Annotated in this window: 11 protein-coding genes; 3 read left to right on the top strand and 8 right to left on the bottom strand. The window is 42.0% G+C overall.

All coding sequences use genetic code 11. The features are described from left to right. Positions 1-8: 8 nt before the first annotated feature. Entirely contained in the window at positions 9-914 is a 906-nt protein-coding gene (locus tag AC5JMK_RS10310; protein ID WP_096675004.1) for a sulfotransferase family protein, read from the top strand. A gap of 278 nt (positions 915-1,192) precedes the next feature. Here AC5JMK_RS10310 and AC5JMK_RS10305 read toward each other — a convergent pair whose 3' ends face one another. The 8 genes from AC5JMK_RS10305 to AC5JMK_RS10270 form a co-directional block, all read right to left on the bottom strand. Further along, positions 1,193-2,398 (bottom strand): alpha/beta hydrolase family protein, encoded by a 1,206-nt coding sequence (locus tag AC5JMK_RS10305; protein WP_495910017.1) that lies wholly within the window; start codon positions 2,396-2,398, stop codon positions 1,193-1,195. A gap of 74 nt (positions 2,399-2,472) precedes the next feature. Next, positions 2,473-2,994, bottom strand: coding sequence for a hypothetical protein (locus tag AC5JMK_RS10300; RefSeq protein WP_096675006.1), 522 nt, complete (start codon positions 2,992-2,994; stop codon positions 2,473-2,475). A 63-nt stretch (positions 2,995-3,057) separates the two neighbouring features. Continuing rightward, a complete protein-coding gene (locus AC5JMK_RS10295; RefSeq protein WP_495910016.1) occupies positions 3,058-5,712 on the bottom strand; it encodes an HlyD family secretion protein in 2,655 nt (884 codons plus the stop codon). A gap of 221 nt (positions 5,713-5,933) precedes the next feature. Continuing rightward, positions 5,934-7,532 carry an alkaline phosphatase family protein gene (locus AC5JMK_RS10290; protein WP_096675008.1) on the bottom strand — a complete coding sequence of 533 codons (1,599 nt, stop codon included), beginning with the start codon at positions 7,530-7,532 and terminating at the stop codon, positions 5,934-5,936. Further along, positions 7,529-7,840, bottom strand: coding sequence for an acyl carrier protein (locus AC5JMK_RS10285; protein ID WP_495910015.1), 312 nt, complete (start codon positions 7,838-7,840; stop codon positions 7,529-7,531). The genes AC5JMK_RS10290 and AC5JMK_RS10285 overlap by 4 nt, the downstream gene beginning before the upstream one ends. Positions 7,841-7,885: 45 nt before the next feature. Further along, on the bottom strand, positions 7,886-12,595 hold the full coding sequence (locus tag AC5JMK_RS10280) for a type I polyketide synthase (RefSeq protein ID WP_495910014.1): 4,710 nt from the start codon (positions 12,593-12,595) through the stop codon (positions 7,886-7,888). A 142-nt stretch (positions 12,596-12,737) separates the two neighbouring features. Beyond that, complete coding sequence (locus tag AC5JMK_RS10275; RefSeq protein ID WP_495910013.1) at positions 12,738-15,206, bottom strand: SDR family NAD(P)-dependent oxidoreductase; 2,469 nt, start codon at positions 15,204-15,206, stop codon at positions 12,738-12,740. Further along, positions 15,206-21,277, bottom strand: coding sequence for a beta-ketoacyl synthase N-terminal-like domain-containing protein (locus AC5JMK_RS10270; RefSeq protein WP_495910012.1), 6,072 nt, complete (start codon positions 21,275-21,277; stop codon positions 15,206-15,208). The genes AC5JMK_RS10275 and AC5JMK_RS10270 overlap by 1 nt, the downstream gene beginning before the upstream one ends. 377 nt (positions 21,278-21,654) lie before the next feature. Between AC5JMK_RS10270 and cysC the strand changes: the two genes are divergently transcribed. Beyond that, positions 21,655-22,260, top strand: a complete 606-nt coding sequence (cysC, locus tag AC5JMK_RS10265; RefSeq protein WP_096675013.1) for an adenylyl-sulfate kinase — start codon at positions 21,655-21,657, stop codon at positions 22,258-22,260. Next, positions 22,217-22,996, top strand: coding sequence for a tetratricopeptide repeat protein (locus AC5JMK_RS10260; RefSeq protein ID WP_096675014.1), 780 nt, complete (start codon positions 22,217-22,219; stop codon positions 22,994-22,996). The genes cysC and AC5JMK_RS10260 overlap by 44 nt, the downstream gene beginning before the upstream one ends. The last annotated feature ends 205 nt before the right edge of the window (positions 22,997-23,201 follow it).

Genomic DNA, 23,201 nt, shown 5'->3' with positions numbered 1-23,201 from the left:
TTGCGTTGATGTCCGTACCTCCACCTCTATTTATTCTGGGTTCTCCACGTTCTTTTACGTCTTTGATTTGCGCTATGCTAGGTCAGCATCCCGAAGCTTACGGGATGCCAGAATTAAATTTATTCATTAGCGAAACTCTCGAACAACTATTAGATAGATTGAAGGGAGTACGTCAGTTTCAGATGCATGGTTTGTTGCGTACTGTAGCTCAACTTTACGCAGGTGAGCAAACTATTCTATCAGTAGAAATGGCACGGCGTTGGGTATTGACTAGACTGCATTGGACTACAGGGGAAGTATATCTAGAACTGAGTCGTAAAGTAGCACCACTACGTATTGTAGATAAAAGCCCGGCATATTCAACTGACTTAGATATTCTCAACCGGATGCGCCACTATTTTCCCAATGCTTATTATTTGCATCTTGTGCGTCATCCCAGAACTCAAGGAAAATCAATCATGAATATTGCTGATGGGTTAATGGCTATACTAGCTAATTCTATTGACTATTCTACAGATCCACCCACTGTTGATCCTCAAGTTTCGTGGTACAAAATGCAATGCAATATTTTGGAGTTTTTAAGTACTATTCCTGTTCAGCAACAAATGTGTTTGCGAGGAGAAGATATGTTAAGTGATCCTCGCTCACATTTTGAACAATTATGCAAATGGTTAAATCTTTCCTGGGATGATTCAATCTATGAGGTCATGTTGCATCCTGAAAATTCTCCCTATGCTTGCTTAGGCCCCTACGGCGCTCAATTAGGTAATGACCCCAATTTTCTCAAATCGCCTGGTTATCGTGCTTCTACCATCAAACCCAGCTATCTTGAGGGAGTTTTACCTTGGCGTCTAGATAATCAAGGCTTTTCGCCTGAAGTAATCAAGATGGCTCAAGAATTGGGATATGAGTAAGTGGCTTCAGCCCTTATTCTGAGGACTAAAATCCATCCTTCGGGAAGACGCTCGTAAGAGCGTCTAGACTACAAACTTAAGATAAAAAATTCTCCCCTGTATATTTCCAGGAGAGATTTACTTTTACGAAAAATAATTATGTATTTGATAGGTGCGATCGCACTCACCGAATACAAGTAATATCACCCTGGTGTGCCAATAGTTTGTTACTGGTGTGTTAATGCTGTGACAAGGAGTTTATCAAGCAAATAACAGCACCCGATGTTCTTATCATAACATTACTTGGAAGAAATGGAAACATCACCATTGCTGTCAGTCTTCAGTTCATCAGACTTTAGGTAATTCTTGGCTTGACTATCTTGCTTCAAATACGCATCCCAAAAACTCACACTGGCAACTTTCACATAATTGAAAATATTTTCTTCTTGTTGTTGAGCGCCACCAAAGCGTCTGCGATCGCCCAAACCACCACCTTGTCCACCACCGAAGCGTTCCCGTAATCTCCAACCGGGTCGCCTTTGAGCTTGAGTTTGAGTTTTGCCTCCGCCTTGAGCAAGTCTACCACTAAAGGAGAAGTGAGTAGCTCCTTGGATGAAAACAAGATATTTATCACCCCCAGGAGAATACTTAAATGGTTCCTCTTTCCATTCTGGCCCCTGTCCTTGAGCGCCTCTGTCCCTAGAACCAGTCATCGTCATCATTGGTAACTTGAGATTTGCCCAAGAGTTGCGAGTCAGTCCCTGCTGACCGCTTCCTTGAGGAGACAGTAACAAGATCGCCCGTACTTGCCGATCTGTAAAACTTTGCCCTTTCGCTCCTCCTGGGATATCAATGGTAGCTCCGCCAATCAACTGAGCGGTATAAGCGCCATAGGAATGACCACCAACACCAATACGTTGCTCATCCATTTTACCTTTCAACTCAGGTACTTTCAGCTCCAGTCTGTTCAAAGCACTAATAATAAAAGATATATCAGCAGCGCGATCTTTCCATCCTTGGGAATCGGTGAGAATTTCGCGAACAGCTTCGTTCAAGTTAGTAGATTCTCCTTGTTGCTTTTTCAAAGCAATAGAATCAGCATGGGTGGGTTGAATGCAGATATATCCTTTGCTAGCCCAAAAACTGGTTAAAGCAGCGTAGTCATCTTTGGACGCTCCGGTTCCATGAGAAAAGATAATTATGGGAAACTTGCCTTGTGTTTCTGGGTAAGAAACTTTAATGGGTATTTGACGCTGACGCCGTAAATCTCTGAGTATTAGGTTATCTGCGATCGCCACATTGTAAGAAGGCTGATTAGATGTGTATGTAGATGCTATATGATCGCGAGCATCGCTTTGTGATGTTGGCGAAGATTGGGCAAACACGTGATTATTATTCCATTTAGAAGAACAAGCAGTCACAGTCGGAGATATCAATAAAGCTATTGGCATAAATAGGGCAAAACATCGAGCTATTGGCACTTTGAATAAATTTTTATTCTTCACATTGATTTCCTTAATAAAATAGATAAAATACTGACAAAATTTAGCTGTTTATAAAAATCTTTATAAATCCGAGATTAGGGACTCAGCATTTTCAATATTGTTTTCGAGCTACCACTAATGTCAGGGACATTATTTTCATTATTTTGTTCTTGCTCCTCCGTCATAGAAATTAAATTTAATTCTCTTTCTGTTATCTTTAATAAATGTTTCAACCAAGATGCACGGTAATGAAGTTTTTCTTCACGTTCTTCAATATCTGCTAATGTTGTCAAGTTCAGGTCAACTTCCAGAGCAAAATCAGATAGCCTATCAATAAATTCCAGCATAGTACCTCGATGAAAAATCTTGTTGTTTTCCTCGATCACCTCTGCTTCAGGATTAGAGATTATTCCTTTTATAAATCCTAAAATTTTGGATACAGAAGTATTTTTTTTGTTTTCTTGAGATATTTGCTCTTTCAGATATGGAAGTGCTTCAATTTCTAGTTGAATTTCATCTATTAAACTTTTCAGCCAGAGTCTACGATATTCCATTTGAGCTTGTCGTTGTTTGATCTCCTCTAAGCTACTCGAACCATAAATTCGCTCGACATTCATAGCTATCTCCGAAATTTTATTTACCTGATTTTCTAGAAAAAACTTTAAATTACAATAAAAAATTTAAGGTATCCATGACCACATTTCAATTTGGATAAATCGCACAATTGGACGAGTAAAAGCGAGGATAACTGGCATAGTTCTACCCTCAATTTTTGCATATCCAGACATTCCAGATTTTAATATCTTGTCTGTTTTAGGTATCTCTACTACTACCTTGACAACTTGACCAGAATGTGGGTTTGAAGATTCTACTGTTTTACCTGATTCTGCACTAGTAGAAGTTTTGCTTGATGAGTCATCAGTTGTTGTTACAGGTTGAATTGAAACTACACGGCCAATCAAAGATTCATTTGGATATGCAGATAATTTCACTTCAACTTTCCCATTAGATATGATTTCACTGACTTCATATTCGGGTATTTGCAGTTCTCCATAAATATTACGAGAATTTTCTACAGTTGCAAATGTATCACCTTGCTCCAGGTATCTACCCACTTTTTGTTGCAATTCCGAAGTTGCTATATATCCATCAAATGGCATTTTTAAGATAGTACGCCTCATCTTATTATTGAGATAATTTAGTTCTTGTCTGAGGCGCTGAATTTCTGCATTTGTAGCGACTACTTCCTCACGAGCAGCTTCAATTTCCTGTGGGTATGGACCACTTTTCACTAGATTTAAATTTGCCTCTACTTGTCTGATATTTTGTAATTTTACTAATACATCTTCTTTGGCTTCTTGTAAACTTTGTTTTGCTTTTTCTATATCCTGTTTAATTTCTTCTGCTGTGTTCATTTCTGTCGTAGCACGCCTATCAGCATCCTCATATTGTTGTTGAGAATAAGCACCTTGTTGTAATAAATATTTAAATCTCTCAGCTTCGCGAATGCTAAATTCTGATTTAATAATAGCAGTCCGAAGTGATTTTCTAGATACTTCTATTTGTTGTTCGGCAACTTTTACTTTTTGTTTAGAAGTTTCCATTTGTTGTTTAGCAACTTCTACTTGCTGTTGAGCTAAATCTACATCTTCTTTTTTAGGAGTAGATAGCAGTTGACTTAATTCAGCTTGTTGTTTTCTTAAATCGGCTTGTCGAGAGTTTATCTGCTCTTGTGTTTGAGAGAATTCATTGTTGACTTCAGGAGATTCCATCACTGCAACTACAGTTCCGGCTTTTACCCAATTACCGTCACCACCCTTGAAAAAAACTCGTGTAATTTTTCCATCTACTTCAGCTTGCATTTGCTGTTGTTTGGAAGTTGTTAATTTAATTTGACCACCAGAACGGTAAGGGTAGGGTAATAGAAGAACTACACCACCACCAACCATTGTTAGTCCTTTTAAAACTGTACTCAACCATGATTTACCGATTTTTTCATTTGGATATGTTGATTCTTTTGCTGATGTAATCATATTTTTTGTTAGTGAATTATTTTTGTTTTTCCAAAACCTAGATACTGGTTGGCGTAAAGCTAGCACCAACAAGGTGAATAAAATTATATAACCTGTACCATTACCGAAAATATCTAAAAAGTTTACTGCTAAACCATGGGCAGTAGAAGATATAATAATAAAGAACATTAATAATGTAAAAATTGCTGATCCGACAAAAAATAGTTGCAGTCCTAGTTTTTGTTTATTAGATAATGATTTGGGCAAAGGACGACGGTTAAGCAGCATTTGCCAAATTAAAAAAGACCTTTGAAATAAATCAGGTGGTAAGCGAAAATAAGCAGCCGTCCATACATAACCATCAGAGGGCCAAAGAGGGCTTGCATCTAGTAAAAAATCTATAAAGCTGGCGTGAGCAAGTAGAAGTGCATAATTGCTTAATTGTGTTCCTGTTTCACGATGAAAGTACCATATCAAAATACTCCAAACAAATAAAACAGGTCTGGCAATTACAGGAGTTGCTAATGTCCACAGCTGTTTTGATCGCTGGAGTTTCCATATCGCCTCTCTATCAATATAAAAGCGGGGTAAAAATCCACCAGCAAGAACCATACCAAACTTGCTAACTGTGCCACCATAAGATGTAAAAACAACCCCCTGAGCCACCTTAGCCGTTAGGGATGCAAAAATGAGATTAAATATATAAGTTGCTAAATAAGACCATGACTTGCTGACATCAAAATAATCAGACCAAAAGTCAAATTGATTATGAAATAAAGTTAAAAAAGCGATAGGAATACCGGGAATTAATCCCCAAATTAAGATTTTAAATAATATGCCGAAAGGTTGAAAAATATTTTTCAGTATTGCAAAAAAACGATGAGGATGGGTAGTATACCATAAATAAATTTGCTCTTTTTTATTTTTCTTTTCTCTGTTATGAAATTTAAAATTAGATGATGCTCTACCAGATTCTTGACCTATGATATCTAGGAATGGTAATTTTTTCTGTAAACCATCTTGTATGTTTTCTGCGATCGCAAATGATTCGAGCAGATTAAACTCTGAGATTTGATGAGTAAATTGTAAAAAATCTGCCTCCGTAATCAAAACATGAAAACGCGATTTAAATTTATCTACAATTTCCGCAGGAGTGACTACTCCATTCATTGATTGACAGAGAAAATATTCTTCTAAACCAAATTCAAAAATTTGCTCAGAGTCTGGAACTTTAACTTGATAACATACAGGTTTTTTCCCTACTTGGGGAATTCTTTTGATTTCTAAATCTTGACGCCAACGATTTTCTGATGGTTTATACATGAGAAGTAGTAAGTCAGTCGATTTTAGATGTTAGATTTTAGATTTTAGATTGACCTCACCGATAAATATGAGTGCTTATACCATTAAATAATTTTGGATTGTGGATTGACTCTACAGATAAATCTGCTTGCTCTGTACCATCCAAAAATGAGTGGTCAGAAATCGAAAGTAGTTACTTCCAACTTCTGACTTCCTACTTCCGACTTCGCGAAAAATAATTTTTACTCCATGTAGCCAAGCATTTGTAATTGAGCAATAATTTGTTCCTTTTCGTCTTCACTAATATCACCTGTTGCTGAATTTATTTCTTCACCTATAACGGTAGACACACCAATTTTTATTGGTTTGAAATCCATATGAGATTCAGTAAAAAAATCTTCAGGTACATAACCTTCAAAATCTGCTGGGACAGGAAGATTAAGACTATATAATAAAGCTGCTGGCACATCTACAACATTTTGGCGCTTTCCCTCATAGTTGGATTTAATTCCATATCCTCCTGCTAAGAAAATACCTTCAGGATGGTGAGTTCCTGCTGGTGTCTCGCGTGGTTCAACTGGAGGTTCGTAGTTTTTGATGGAGACAAAACCATAGTCGCGTAGCACTAAAGTCAAGTCAGGTGCTTCATGCATAGCAGCACCTGAATAAATATCTTCGCGTTTATGAATTGCTTGGATAATCCTTTCTCCTGTGTTTGGATCTCGGAAATTCTCCAAATCACGAATTAGTTTTTCCCGGAAGGCTTGGTATTGTGAAGGTTGAATACCTGGATTTCCTGGTTTTTCAGCTACACGAATTGTTATACCGTTGCTGGAGGGAGTACGACAGTATGCGAGAGTTTTATCCCAATCTAGATTGGCAAACCAACTTGATTCACGTCTATTACTGGCTTGGGAATCGTCTGTTTCCTTCCATACTAGATAACCTTTTTCGTGTAGAAAGGTATTGATGCGAACCACTTCTGTTGTAGCTGTAAAGCCGTGGTCTGAAGCCATAAATACTTGAGTTTCAGGACCAGCAAGTTCTACCAAGCGTTGAATATAAGTATCTAACTTGCGGAAATACTCTAAACATAGTTCCCGCATCCGTTTTTGCCAAGGAGAAGGATTAGCGCTTATCAAAGCAGGATCGAGAAACATCCAGATTTGGTGCTGGAGTTTGTCTACACCATCAAACAATACTGCCATCAAATCAGGATTATCTTCTTTGAGAAGTTTTTCGGCTATTCGGAACCACTGTTCATCGCGGGGGATGTGATAGCGAACCCAGTTTTCTAAATCCTCATCGGTCATCACCTCCAAAGTTTGTTTTTCACGGTCAAAATCCCAAGCTAATTCCTTGGGGTCAAAATCTGGAATTTCCTTGAGGCGATCGTACAAATTTGCTGGAGTTGTGTTGCGGCGTAAGTGTTTCCACGGTACAAAACCTGGGACTAAAGCTCCATTAATAGGTAGGGGTGGAGCAGTGAAGGGGAAGTTTAAAGCTACAACAGTGCAATTTTGCCGACTAGCGATCGCCCAAATAGTTTCTGTACGAATATCTCTGGCATCATACAGCGTAAAGTAAACATCTCCAGCTTTTTCTTCAGCGCGGATAAAATCATATACTCCGTGATTTCCCGGTGTACGACCTGTCATAATCGAAACCCAAGCTGGAGGAGTCAGAGGATTGGGAGTAGAAAGCAATTTTGCCCGCGCACCCTTTTCAATAAATTGTTTCAAAAAAGGCATCGTCACACCTACATCCGGTAGGTTGCGAGTCATCTCATTGATCACGGTAAAAGTCGCGCCGTCTAATCCAATAAATAGTGTTTTTGTCATCGCATCCCTCCATTTAATTGCTTAGAAACAAAATTCACGATTTGCTCTACACTCAGGTCATCAACATAGCGACCATCCTGCATCAATAATTGAGCAAACCCGAATTTCTGCTTGAAATGGTCTTCTATCGCAACAACAAAATGAATGATATCGATAGAAGCAAAACTGAGGTCTGCGACTAACTCGGTTTCGAGACTGATCTCATCTGCTTCCAAATCCCAGTCTTGGATAATGTCTTGGAGAATCTCAAGAATTGTTGATTGAACAGAAAAATCTATGACTTGCATAAGACATTGGTCATTGGTCATTGGTCATTGGTCATTGGTCATTGGTCATTAGTCATTGGTCATTGGTCATTGGTCATTGGGAGAAATTTCTCCCTTGTCCCCGTTCCCCGCTCCCCGATCCCTCGTATTGACAATACCGATGGATTTTCCTGAGTGCGCGATCGCTGCGACGACAAAACCTTGATCGTGACTAATGGCAATATTTGGCAAAACTCCCGCCATCGCCTCTAATTCTGGACAACGGACAACAAGTTTACCTGTGGTAGTGCTGATAACTTCGATATCAATAGGGGCAAGTTGCAAATTAAAGTTTTGCTTTGCCCATTGACGGATGGCATCTTTAGCAGCAATACAACTAATCAACCAATCCGTGCGTTCTGTACCTTTTTGTAGTAGATTGTACCAGAAATCTCGTTCTGAATCATTAAGCATCAAATGTGCTAAAACACGTTTCCAAATACTCCAAGAATCATCGAGAAAATGCTCTGGGAACGGTTCAATCCGCCGTATGATCATTTGAGTTTCTGCTTGCAGCCAAGCGTCTGATAAATAAGCAGTTTGGGGATGCAAGCGACATTGGTAATATTTGTGTGGCACACTGAAGTAACGATCTTGCCATCCTTCCAAGCGAGCGATGACCCGACCTGTGGTATCAAGAAAATCAAAGCTAGCTTCAGTTTGCCACTCACTAGTAAAATGCATTAAGCCGCGACATAATACCGCACTGTTGGGTGGTAGAGGTGAGACATACTGATGGAATGCGCGTACTTGGAAGGGGAAAACATTAAAATCAGTGCCAAACTGTTCTGAAACCCAGTACCCGACTAATTGTCCAGCAGCATCAAGTAAACCTGCATCAATTTGGAAAACTGGCTGTTGGGTATGACTAAAGAAATCTTGAATGGCGATCGCTTCCAAATCAGCTTCGATACCCTGCAAACCCCATTGGCGAATGTGTTTCACACCTTGAAAACGCGGGCCATGGAACATCCCAGTGCAGTACAAATCGGTATCAGACCAACGGGAAGGTGCAGGTCGTTCAAGATGAAAAGGTTGTGGTGCAGGGAATATTGGAAATTGATATGCTAGACGGACATTACCCTCAAATACCAAGTGATCGATAGTAGTGCTTTGTCCAACTTGAAACAGTTGTACCTTAACTTCCCAAGTTTGCAGATCTGATTGGGGTTGTAATTGTGCTTTAATCTTGAGAGTTAGTTCACCACGATCAAGAGCTAGCCAGCGATAACCACGCAGATCATAAAGTCCAACCACGACTTTATCTTGACCCAGCAAATAAACTGCTGCTTCCGCCAGGGTTTCCATACTCACAGTGAACGGAATCACAGGTAGGGGAAACAAGTCTAAATGTCTTTGAGATACTTGACCGCCAATAGTATGGTCGTAGAGAAAAATATCTCGCTGCATATCAAAGCGACGTTGGCACTCAAGATACTGGCTATCATGCTGAAGAATCTCACCTAATAGGGGAAAAGTTTCATCAAACCTGGATAATTGCCAATTATTTATATCTGGTAGTGCTAAAGACCTATTGACAAAATCATCAATTAGCCCATTGTCTACACCAGCCAGGTGAGAATGTAGCGCGCTCATCATCCGTGCTTGACTATCAAGGAATTCTTGCATCAAGTTAAAGTGATCTAAAACAATTGATAAGCGCTGATCTTCTTGATCCGATTTTGGATTGGGAATTGCTTGGTGTGTCTGGACTGTGTCAATCGATCTGTCGTAATCATTTTTTAAATTGGTTTCCTCTGCATTTGTAGAAACTTTTGTGGGTGGGTTGGGTGGAATTGATGCGATCGCACCCAAATTAGAAACAGATTCACTCTTGCTTGTTTGCAACTTTTCTCGGACATGATTGACAAAATCGGGTTGCAACTGCATGATCGGCATTGTCATTTCCAGAACCGGGCTAGGTTTTGGAGTTTCGCCAACTTGCATTGTCGTATCTAAGCTTATAAGGTTAACTTGTCGATGCAAGTACAACGCGCTTGTATCCACACCATTACCATTAACAAATAGCCGTCCTAGCAAATGCTGAATCTGTTCCAAGCCGGATAGTCGTTGACTGTTGCTGGCTATGGCTTGGTGTTCTCTACCATGAAGAATATCACTGACAAAGCCAGTCAGATTACTACTAGGTCCAACTTCAATAAAGTTTTTCACTCCCTGTTCATAAAGTTGGAAAACTGTTTCTCGAAAACGCACCTGACTAGACCACTGTTGTGCTGCTAACGCCCGAATTTCTCCCGGTTCATCAGGAAATGGTGCCGCAGTTGCACAACTATAAAGAGGTGTATAACCAGAATTGATCTCCAAATCGTTGTAGAATTCCAGAAAAGCAGTCCCTACAGGTGCAAACAAGGATGTATGATAGGCACGATCAAAGGGCAAACGGGTACAGATACCACCCATTGCTTGTAACTTACTGGTGACTGCATCAATATCATTGACACTACCAAATAAAACCACCTGATTTGGACAATTGTCCATCGCCAAATGTAAACGACCATCAAACTCATCTAAGACTTGTTGCAAAATCTCAGGTGCGATCGCCCCAACCGTCAAAAGTGCGCCCTTGGGAATATTGTTTCCCACCTCTAAATCTAGGTAAATCTGATTGAGATGGCGCATTTTGGACATTAATTCCATCCGATCAGACAGGCGAACTGTTCCAGAAGCAATCAATGCTGCATTCTCACCTGTACTGTGTCCCACCATGACATCACAGTGAACACCCAAATTACATAGCAATTCGTATAATGCCATGCTGGCAGTAAACACCGTTTCCGAAGCGACATCCATACCAAATAGTCGTTGCTGGGCGTGGTGACGTTCTGTTTGGGTTAAGCTGGTGGGTGGCAGAAAAATTAGCTGGCTGGGTAAACAAGCCCGTCTCTCACTAAAGGTCGCGTCTAAGAAGTCAAACCACTCGCGTACTTGCGGGAAATAAAGGCACAAATCAGCCAACATTTGGGGATACTGCGATCCTTCACCAGGAAATATAAAGGCTGTCTTACCAGGATTGACATTGGCATCAACTTCTGCATAGTAAATACCGTTGCGAGTTTGTAATCGGCTTTTTGCAGAATTTTGTAATTTCTCCGCCGCTTGGCTAAGTTTTTTCTGCAATTCTGGAATATCTTTGGCGACTACAGCCAAACGATGGGAAGCGATAGATTGAGTTGATAGAGTGTAGGCAATTTCCGCCAGAGTTACTTGGGGATGATTTTGCAGAAGTTGTTGAATTTGGTGAATAGACTCTAGCAAAGCTGCTCGATGCTCACCGGAAAACAATAGCAGTTCTGTAGCCCATTGTTGGTGCAATAACTTAGTTGATTGTACAGCTTGGCTGGGATACTCTTCTAAAACTGCATGAGCATTAATACCACCAAACCCAAAAGAATTGACACCCGCCCTTCTCGGTGTAGAGCGATCGCCATGAATCCAAGGGCGAGCCTGAGTATTGATATAAAAAGGAGTTTTTTCGATTTCTAGCGCAGGATTAACTTCATCACACAGTGTAGGTGGCAAAATTTTATGGTATAATGCCAACGCAGTTTTAATCATCCCTGCGGCACCAGATGCGGGAATGCAGTGACCAATCATTGATTTCACAGAACCCAAAGCACACTTGGGTAGTTGCTCCTGGCGTTGACCAAAAATTTGGGTTAAGGAACGTACTTCTGTTTGATCTCCCAAGGCAATTCCTGTACCATGTGCTTCGATCATGCCAACTGTAGTCGGATCAACACTACTTTCTTGGTAGGCGCGTTGGAGGGCTAGTACTTCTCCTTCCAAACGCGGCGCTAAAAATCCCAAAGCCTTGCCATCACTAGAACTACCAACACCTTTGATCACCGCATAAATGCGATCGCCATCTTTTTGTGCATCGCCTAACCGTTTCAAAACTAAAATTCCCAAACCTTCCCCCAGCAGCGTCCCACTCGCCTTGCTGTCAAAAGGTTTAATACTGCTGCGAGACAAAGTGCCTAGCTGACAGAAAATCATGTTAATTTGTGGTGGGGTTGAAGCATGAACACCCCCCGCTAAAACCATGTCACAGCGATCGCTTAATAGCTCTTTCATCGCCAGTTCTACAGCAATCAAAGAAGAAGCGCAAGCTGCATCAATAATGTAATTAGGCCCCATCAAGTTGAGGCGATTAGCAATGCGGCCTGTTATTACATTCGGCACTAATCCTGGTGCCATTTCCGGTGTGAAAGGTGGTAGGCTGGCTTTTAGCTGTTTGCGAATGTCATTTAAAGTATTTTCATCTAAATCTGGATGCAATTGCCTCAGCAAATCCAAGGTCTGATCTACAATCTGACCATGTTGCAACAGTGTGTTGTAGCCTCGATTAATGTAAGTCCCACGACCCAGAATAATACCTGTTTTTTCTCGGTTGAAGGGGCGATCAATATAGTCAGCATCTTGCAGTGCTTCCCACGCAAGTTTAAGAGCCAGAAAATGATCTGGTTCCCCACCATCCACCGAACTCGGCATAATCCCGAATTCTAGAGGATTGAATTCAGCTAAATCTCCTAAAAAACCACTTTTACGAGTGTAAATGCGGTCATTTGCTGTTGAATCAGGGTCAAAATAAGGCTTTGCCCACTTATCAGGTGCATCCCGAACAGCATTAACCTGATTTAAAATATTTTGCCAGTATGTACGCAGATCCTTGGCTCCAGGAAATAAGGCAGACATACCAACAATGGCAATATCGGGAGATGAATTTGACACAATCATATAATGTCCGCTTAAACATTTATGCTATCCGTAGAGGGTATGGGGGTGTAGGGGGGTAAGAGGAAAAAAGAGTTTTTTGAAATCTATATCCTTAAAGTAGACCGAAATTTTTTACGCACACCCCCAAAATTCCTACTAAACCTTACACCCCCACACCCCTAGTTTTCCCTAAACGATTCAGAGCAGTGTTGCAAGTACTCTCAATGTCCTTGAGATGGAAGCGTACATAGCCGTTTTCATCGATAAAAACAGCATCGTAATTTAGGCTGTGATCATCAAAGTGATTGACTCGCAAAGCAATCTGGAGTTGGCTATGGGGTATTGATTGACCAAAACGCTTGACGCTACCAAATCGGGTAGGTAAAGCAGTAGTTCCCCGTTGCGATCGCGCCCACACAATCGCTAACTGAGGAGCCACATCAATCAAGCCAGGGTCAAATAACCAATTAGCCACTGGTTGACTGTTTAACCACGCCGTCGGTCGGCTAGGTATAACGTGGGCATCAATACCCACATTATTTACCCGATCAATGGCTGTGATTAACTGGAAACGTTGACCATGAAACAAGTACGTATCATACGCTACAGTAGGTTGTAACTTTTGTCCGGAAGATAATAGTAAAATTTCGCTTGCCAATGGTTCTTCTAGTTGGGGACGCAGAATCACCGAAGCTCGATAAAATGGCAGGTTGAGTTCTAGATCAATGATTTCTGCTGCTACCTGTAAGGATTCAGAATCAGCATGGCTAGAAGCACGAGCCTGAAACAAAACTTTTTTACCTGCTTCTGTATCTAGTACTAAACCCCGCAAAGCTCTGAGTTGACAAACTTCATTCACTTGCCATTCCGGCCAAGCTGACTGGACAAATTCAACGAACCACTCCAAAGCCGCCGCCGCAGGGAGAACGGGTTTACCATCTAAGCAATGATCTTCTAAATAGGGGTCATTTGATAGAGAAAAGGTGTGTTCGAGAGTGACAGTACCGTTGAGTTGCAGTTGTGGTGGAGATGGTAATAAAAGATACAGATATTTATCCCTTATCTGTTCCCTATTCCCCGTTCCCCGATCCCCTTTCCCCGCTCCTTCGTAGGCTTCCCAAGGTCCTTCCCCTGCAACTACCTCGGCTTCACCTTTGCGTCCATAATACAATTCGTCAACAAATAACTGACGACCTGCGGCTAAGGGGATAGGAATTATACCACGTTCTCGGAATTGATTTTTGACTTCTTCTGAAGCCATACCAGTTGTATCCCAAGGTCCCCAGTTGATCGCTACAACCCGTGTATTTGACCAAGAGCGATCCATACGCCAAGCAAAGCGATTCATCACTTCATTAGCAGCAGCATAATCAGATTGACCGCGATTACCATAGCGCCCCGCAACAGAGCTAAACAAGACAAGCAATTTCAGGGATTCTGGTCTGAGATAGCGGTACAACAAAAAGGTACTATCTACTTTGGTATCAAAAACCCGCTCTAAGGATGCAAAGCTTTTGTCAGCAATGAGCTTGTCTTCGATGATACCAGCACCATGAATCACCGCATCTAAGCGACCATAATGAGTATAAATATTGTTAATTGCAGCACCAAACTCTTCCGCATTTCTGACATCCACTGTTAAATACTCTATCTGAGCGCCAGCTTGGCGAAACTGTTTGAGGTTGTTAGCAATGGCGCGATCGCGTAACAAATCTTGTAGTTGTCGCTCTATCTGCATTGGTGTCGGGGTTAAACCCAAATTCCGCGCTTTTTGCAGTAATACTTGCCGCAGTACGGTAATATCTTCAATACCTGCTGTCTTTGCGGTTTCTATTGCTGGCTCTGCGGTTCTTCCTGTGATCACCAGTGTTAAGCCATATTTTGCTAAATCCTGAGCAACTTCAGCAGTAATTCCTCTTGCTCCACCTGTAACTAAAATCACCCAACTTTTATTGGGAGTTAGCCGTGCGGGTAGATTTCCCTTCGTCAAAGTCGCTGTCACAGTTTGGAAAATGGTTCGCTCACCTTGGGGATAGCCCACTTCTAAACGACCACTACTGAGTAACTCATTGACAATCTGCTCGGCAATACTAGCAGGAGATAGGCTGGTGTCAAAGTCAATGGCTTTGGCTCGAACCCCAGGCCATTCAGTCACCAAGGTTTTAAGCAAACCAGTATTACTACCGCCTGTAGGTAAACCAGAATCGTCTTCACCCTGGCGACCGAAATATCCTCCCAGTAAAGAAGCTGCTATTACGCAACCGAGTTGTTTTTGTCCTGCTTGTTGTAAGTCAGCAGCACACAGATGTAGTAATTGAAATAGACTCTTGGACTGAATCTGGGTGATTTGTCGCCAGTCAGGTAGAGTTTCGGGTAGATCAATGGTAGCGAGGGGAGCGAGATGTACAATTCCGGTGACAGAACCGTGAAGTTGTCGTAATTGAGCGATCGCGTTCTCTAGTTTTTCTGGTTCAGCTAAGGTGGAGGTGTTGAGAATGGCTGTGGTGGCTCCTTTTTGTTGCAATGCTGTGGCAACATGAGAAGCTACTGATAGTCCATCTTCAGTAATTAAGAATAAACCTGTAAGTGAAGTAAGCTGCTGTAAGGGTAAAGCTTCTAACTGTGGTTGCATCACGTAGCGTGGGATGCTTGCAACTGAGTTAGAGACTTTCCCAGGCTGTTCTCCTGTGCTGAGATTGCCAGAATTTGTTCAACAATACTGTTGAGGGATTTCACACGGGTCAAATTTTCCATGCGTGTCTGGACACTAGCCGCTAGGGACTGAGGTAAACTTTTTTGTAGCGCGCCTAAGATTTCGACTCGCTTAATCGAATCAATACCCAATTCTGCTTCTAAATCTTGGTCTAATCCCAACATATCTATGGGATAACCTGTGCGATCGCTCACTAGTTGTAATAAAGTCTGAGTGAGTTCGGCTTGATTTAACGATTTATCGACAGATTTAGTCGAGATACTTGCAGTTGTTGCAACCGCAGGTTGGAGATTTTCTAAGATTTGATCGACAATACCGTTGAGAGATTTGACTCTAGTCAACTGTTCCATTTGCTGACGAACGCTCTCTGCAAGGTTGGCTGGTAAAGCTTGGTTGAATGCTCCCAAAATTTCGACTCGCTTAATTGAGTCAATACCCAGTTCTGCTTCCATATCTTGGTCAAGTCCCAACATCTCTGCGGGATAACCTGTACGTTCACTGACCAATTCTAATAAAGTCTGAGTTAAACTGGTGCGATCGCTCAAGGACTGAGTAGAAGATAAGGGTGCTGGTACTTGTTTAACTGTTATCTCCTGCACTGGGGTTACTGGTTGTGGTGGTGCAACAGGTGTGGTAGGGTGTGTGACAGGTAAAATCTGCTCTTGCTTACCGTTAGTGTTGGGTGTCAAAGGATGGGTGTAACCGTTTTTTGACTGAACAACGACAGGTTGTGGAGTTGCTGGTAAATGATTTTCTGGTTGTCTACGCTGTGGGATGGGAGTAGTAGAAGGTGCGGGTGTCGCCAGTAACTGACTCATCACTTGTTCTTGGACTGCCAAGAACTTACGCATAGTTTCTTGGTAAGCTTGGTAGGCTTGCAAGATACCTGATCCTATAGCTGGCTGATTTTGAGGTGTGTTTACAGGAGCGGAAAAATGCGATGAATTACTATTTAAATTCTGAACGTTATTTGGAGTGGATGGTATAGCCGATTGATTCATTGGGATTTCTGGTTTTTTGGTAGGGACTGGAGATTTTGCTAATTCAGATAATGATGCGATCGCAACTGTTTGTTGATTCAAAGGTGGTAATTTACCTGTGTAACCAACTGTTTGATTTTGTGGTCTAGCACTACCGCCATTAATTAACCAAGCTGTTGCAGGTAAAACGGGTTTTTGTGTTAATTCGACCAACTTGGATAAATTTAGGTCTTTGACATCACGACCATCGAATAAAGCTGTTAACTTAATGTGGACACCACGAACGAACAATGTCCCCAAAGTCATCAATAAACCACGCAATCCCCCACCTAGTCCATCTAAGGACACAGCAGTGTGTTCTTTTTGTGCGAGGATTTGACCGACTAGGTTAGTGAGAATATTTTTTGGTCCAAGTTCTACAAAAATCCGCGCTCCGTCGGCATACATGGTATTAATTTGACTCAAGAACTCTACTGTTTTAAGTAAATGTCCGGCTAACTGGCTACGGATTTCATGAATATTTGAACTGTAGGGACAAGCTGTAGAGTTGGAGTAAACGGGGATGCGGGGAGAATGCATGGTGACAGTAGCAATTGGTACTGCTAGGTCAGCTTGGGCAGATGCTACGAAAGCCGAGTGAAAAGCACCCGAAACTGGTAACATCCGAGCTGTAATCCCAGCAGCTTTGAAACTATCTACTACCTGTTGGACAACCCGTTTGTCTCCAGAAATTACCGATTGACGGGGAGAATTTTGGTTAGCAATCACTACTCCCTCAAAATCCCGCAGCCGTACGAGTAAATCTTCGCGGCTAGTCTGAACTGCGGCCATGGCTCCTATAGAATTAGCACAGGCTTGTGCCATCACCCGTCCTCTAGTTGCAGCTAAGTTAAAAAAGTCTTCTCTGGATAAAACTCCCGCCGCGTGAAGGGCGGCGTACTCGCCAAAGCTGTGTCCACCAACCATCACTGGCTCTAGTTCTAGCCTAGCTACCAAATCCATGAAACCTGCTTCCACCGCACCAATTGCAGGTTGGGCAACACTGGTGTCCATTAGCAGTTGATTGTTTTGCTTTTCTGCGTCTTCGCTGTAGGGACTGGGTGGATATACGTACTCACTAAGTAACTTAGGGAAGCAGTGGCGCAATTGGCGATCTGCAAACTCGAAAGTGTGACGCATTTCATTGAAATACATCCCGACTTCTCGAACCATGCCAGAATATTGTGACGCTTGTCCTGGAAACAAAAAGGCAATCTGCTGATTGGCTTGAGGGTCTGCCATGCCAAACTGAATATGAGGTGGTAAGGTTTGCGAGTGACGATTCTCTAAGTAGGCGATCGCTATTTCCAAATCTGTTCGTAAGTTTGACAAACTCTCAGCTACAATTGCCAAACAAGCACTCTGGTTGTTTTGTGCTTGGGCGCGTTGAGCATAACTGTGAGCAAGATCCTGTAAACGTGGCTCTGCACCATTACTCAAGGCTGTCAACAATGATTTGGCTACTTGAGTCAATGCTGCACGGTTTTCGCCACGGAAGACAAATAATTCGCACGGCCATGTATGACTTCCTGGGGCGATCGCTTGCCAATTACCTTGATATTCTTCTAAAACTGCGTGAAAATTTGTGCCACCAAAACCAAAAGCACTCACACTAGCACGACGGGGGTAATCGGGATGGGCTAGCCAAGGCTGGGCTTCTTTGGGTAGATACACTGGGCTTTCACCATCTATTATTGGGTCGAGGGGTGTATCAACATTCATGTGTGGGGGTTTGACTTTGTGATGTAGTGCCAAAACGGCTTTAATCACACCAGCAATTCCCGCCGTACTCTTGGTGTGACCGATGGAGGTTTTGACTGAGCCGATCGCACAGGATTTGCAAGTAGCTTGATTTTCCTTTAAGATACTGATCACAGTTTCTAGCTCTGCTTGATCACCTGCTGCTGTACCTGTACCATGAGCTTCGTATAACCCCAAGGTATTGGGTGAAAAGCCAGCTTTGTTGTAGGCACGTCTTAAAGCCCGCATTTGTCCAGCAGGTAAAGGGGCTGTCATCCCCAAAGCTTTACCATCACTGGAACTGGCGACGGCTTTGATCACGCCGTAAATGCGATCGCCATCTCGTTCGGCGTCGGCGAGGCGTTTGAGTACAACGACGGCTAGACCTTCACTAATAGCAATTCCATCTGCTGTTTTGTCAAATGTCCGCGATTTTCCCCGTGGTGAAAGAGCCTGAGTTTTGCTAAAGCAGAAGTAAGTAAAGGGACTTTGAACGGTATCAACTCCACCTGCGATCGCTACATTACTACGTCCACTTTCGAGTTCTTTGACTGCTAAATCCAACGCTGCTAAAGAAGAAGCACAAGCAGCATCAACTGTGAAATTGTAACCACCAAAATCAAAACGATTGGCGACTCGACCTGCAATTACATTCAACAACAAACCGGGAAAAGATTCTTCCGTCCATTCTGGTAAGCGATCCCAGACTTCTGGTGAAGTTTTACCAACCATCCGGGGAATTTCACAACGGGTAGCATATTGCTGACCTAAATCTGCAATTCCACCACCTGCTCCCAGAATCACAGAAGTATGCTCACGATCAAAGCTACCAGATTCGTAGCCTGCATCTTCTAAGGCTCGCCGTACTGTCTCTAGTGCCAGTAGTTGTACTGGTTCAATCGATTTTAAAGATTTGGGTGGAATTCCAAAACGCAGTGGATCAAAAGGTACATCTTCTAGGAATCCACCCCATTTAGAATAAATTTTATCTCTGGCGTTACGGTCAGGATCATAGTATAGTCGCCAATCCCAACGCTGGGTAGGAATTTCTGTAATCGCATCGACTTTGCGGAGAATGTTTTTCCAGAAGATTTCAGGATACTGAGCTTGGGGTAACAATGTCCCTATACCAATAATGGCAATATCTGAAGGACGAGTACTGACTTCTTCTACATCTTGTTCTACGAATGCAGACATTAACAGCTTAGTACCAATTTCCGATACATCTTGGTGCAATTCCCGCACAGTACAAACTTGGTGGCGTAAAGTCGCGACTTGCCCGATCATATACATGCCATCAGTCAGTTGTTGTGCTTCATCCACAGTTTGCACCTGACCATCTGCTGTGCGCTGCAATCCTTTGGAAGCAACGCGTAACCGTCCTAGAGTTAAATTTTCTAAGGTGTCTTTGATTTCCTCTGGTGGATTACCTGCTGCAAGCATTTGTCGTCGTGTGGTGTAAAATTCTTGGGCAAAGGGAGTGACAACACAACGACTAGCGTGTCCAGGCCCAGTTTCTAAGTTGATTGTGCGGTTACATACTAGGGCTTGTTCTTGAAATTTCGGGACGATCGCACCACAGCTAACTGCTTCTTGGGTAAATAAATATGCTGTTCCCATCAGCACCCCAATCCGCATCCCTCGTTCTACTAAAGGTGCAGTCATGGCAGAGATCATAGCTGCGGAACGGGCATCATGAATACCGCCAGCAAATAGAATATGTATCTCTGATTCTTTACCTGGTTCTACATCTGCTAACAAAGTGGAAATCATGCTTTCCCAAAGAACAAAACTACTCAAAGGACCAACATGACCACCACATTCGCGACCTTCAAATACAAAGCGTCTTGCTCCTTGTTCCAGAAACATTTTTAAGAGGCGTGGGGCGGGAACATGGATATAGGTAGCAATTCCTTGGGCTTCAAAATGGGCTGCTTGATCAGGGCGTCCACCTGCAATCAAAGCAAACTCCGGCTGAAATTCTTTCACGGCTTGAATTTGTTCTTCCCGCAAGGCGTGGGAAACAAAACCCAGCATTCCAATTCCCCAAGGTCGATTACCTAATAATTGCTGGGTTTTTTGCAGTAAGCTGCGTACTTGCGAACCACGCATCAGTGCCAAAGCTAACAATGGCAGTCCTCCGGCTTGGGAAACTGCATTGGCAAACTCTGCGGTATCGCTCACCCGTGTCATCGGGCCTTGAACAATTGGATATTCTGTGCTATGGGATATTGCTAAAGGTGACTTGGCATCCAAGGGACGCAGTTGTTGGGCTATTTTGAGTTGTTCTTGAGTTTGTTGGAATAATGCTTGAATCAGTTTGCCAATTGTGGAGTAGCGATCGCGGAATTTTGCTGCTAATCCTACTGCTTGTCCTATCGGCCAAGCAAGTTTTCCTGGTTCACCCCAACCGATTAATGGTTGCGCTTGTTGTTGCCAATTTTGAACACCATTAGCACAACCGTCGTTTTCTACTTCTATTTGCTCGGCAAGTTGCTGTAGATTGGTAATGACTCGAAAGCTTGGACGGGACAATACACGACAACCAGCATTGAGCCTTTCGCCCACTACTATCGCTTCTTGACCATTGAGATTACTTAGATGATGTTGCCATTCCTGGGGTAGAGGTGATTCTGTCATCAGCCACAGTTGGTCATCCAATACTACACCAGCCGCTCCGGCGGCACGGCAAGCTGCTGCTGTGTGAATTCCAATTCCACCTTGTACATAGACTGGTCGTGACTGAATGCTTAAGAGTTTCTGTAATAAAATAAAAGCGGAATCTTCACCTACCCATCCTCCGCTTTCATGTCCACGAGCAACTAAGCCATCTATATTAATTTGCTGTGCGTGAGAATCTAAAGCTTGAGCTTGTTCGACATCTGTAATTTCTAATAAAAGTTGACGCGATCGCCCTGTTGGTAGTGATCCTACAACTTCTCCTAATGTTTTTGGATGCCAGCCACACAGGATTAACCAATGAGGTTGATTGCTCAGACGTGTTAACAGTGCATGACTAGAAGCAACCTGAGCAGATGATAAACGTAGCCCTACAGATTGACTAGGATTTATTAAAGTCAATAGTTGGTCTAAATTGTCACTTGCTTGTTTTGAATTCTGACAAAATTCTCTGTCTAGAATACCAATACCACCTGCACGGCTGGTAGCGACAGCTATGCCAGAATGGGCGAGGTCAATAGGACTTATAGATAGACAGATAAATTGACTCATGATATATATTTCAGGATAAGTAAGTATTGATAGTAACTCTAGTAAAAATGCTTAGGTTACTTTACTCTCTTGCAAACTTAGACACCCCTGATTACTAATAAATTTTGTAGCATTGAACAAAATATAGTGCCAAATGTCAAAAAAGTCTCGTATAAATACTTAACCAAAACTTTATCGAAACTAAAAATTTCAAAAACGTTTCGAGGTTACAGTATATACTGTTACTGAAACCTAGTTTTTAAAGTATGTGTGATCTTTTTGTCAAAAAAATCAAAAAAATATATAAATTTAAAAACTCAGGTGTTGGTAATCCACAGCAAAAGTATTAAAAATCACCAAGTTATCAAACTTGCTGAAATAACTCTAAGGTTTTGAGGATGAATCAGGTAGTTACCAACAATAGTATGGAATTGAGTAAGCGTCAGCACCTCGGTGTTACCGTATGGTTTACCGGCTTAAGTGGTGCAGGTAAGACCACAATTAGCAGTACTTTAGAGAAAATACTGCGTTCCCAAGGTTATAAAGTTGAACTGTTAGATGGAGATGTAGTGCGTCGAAATCTCACCAAGGATTTGGGATTCAGCAAGAGAGATCGGGATGAAAACGTGCGCCGTGTGGGTTTCGTTGCCAGTCTGCTGTCTCGTAATGGTGTGATTGTCCTAGTTTCAGCGATTTCACCTTATCGAGACGTTCGTGAAGAAATGCGGCAGCGTATTGACAATTTTGTTGAAGTTTATGTAAATGCACCGTTAGATGTATGTGAACGCAGAGATGTTAAAGGGCTTTATCAAAAGGCTCGCTCTGGGCAAATTAAAAACTTTACCGGGATTGATGACCCCTACGAACCACCATTAAATGCAGATATAGAGTGTAGAACCGATTTAGAAAGCTTAGAAGAAAGTATATCTAAAGTTTTGATCAAGCTAGAACAGAAGGGCTATGTACAAGTTTACTCCCAGCATCAAACGGTTGAAGCAAGATGAACCAACAGTTTTAACTGAGCAAGAGCGATTGCAACTGAGTGCGGCTTTAGCAAAAGAAGGACGTTTTAATGAAGCTTTAGCAGAATTGACAACGGTTTTACAAACTAATTCCGACTCAGTTCATGCTCATTTAGCTGCTGGAAATATTTATCTGAAACAGAAACATTACCAGGACGCTTTGCATCATTTTTTGGCGGTAATGCAAATAGATCCTCTGATGGCTGAGGCTCCACTAAATGTCGGACGTGTTTATTTAAAACAAGGTAAGCTAAGTCATGCTTTGGAACAATTTGAGAATGTTCTCAATTTAGATCCTAAGTCTGCGCCAGCTCAGGTGGGTATTGCTCAAGTGTGTATAGAACAAAAGCAATATGATACTGCCATACAGAGATTGAGATTTGCTTTGAGCTTAAATCCTCAAATGTCTCTAGCTCACTTGCTTATGGCAGAAGCATATAAAAACAAAGGGAAGTTATCAGAAGCTGTCACAGAACTCAATAATGCTTTGAGTCTAAACCCTAAATTTGTGCTTGCCTATATTAAGTTGGGTCGTATTTACTTAGAAAAAGAGGAATATAAAGCCGCTAGAGATGCTTTTGAACAAGCGATTCAACTTAATCCGGCTATACCTGTTGCTAGGTTAGGTTTAGCAGAGACTTTGATTCAAGAAAACAAATTAAAAGAAGCTGCTCAAGTGATCAGTAATCTTCCCAAGCTTCAACGGCTAAGTAATTAATAGCGTCTGAGTACTTAATCAAAGAGTATTAGCAGCTTTAGTCTTTTGAATCAGGTTATTAAGCAGCTTTCACTATCAGCATGATCTTTGCATATCTTCATTTTTATTCACTAGATTTTTCCGGTTTCAGCTCCGCAATCAATGAACCCAGTAAGCTGTTATGCATTTAAATTGTGATGACAGCGTCGCCTTTATTTTTGAGTTT

The organism is Pelatocladus sp. (assembly GCF_059505505.1).
The sequence above is the reverse complement of the archived record's forward strand: the minus strand, read 5'-3'. Positions and strand labels throughout refer to the sequence as shown.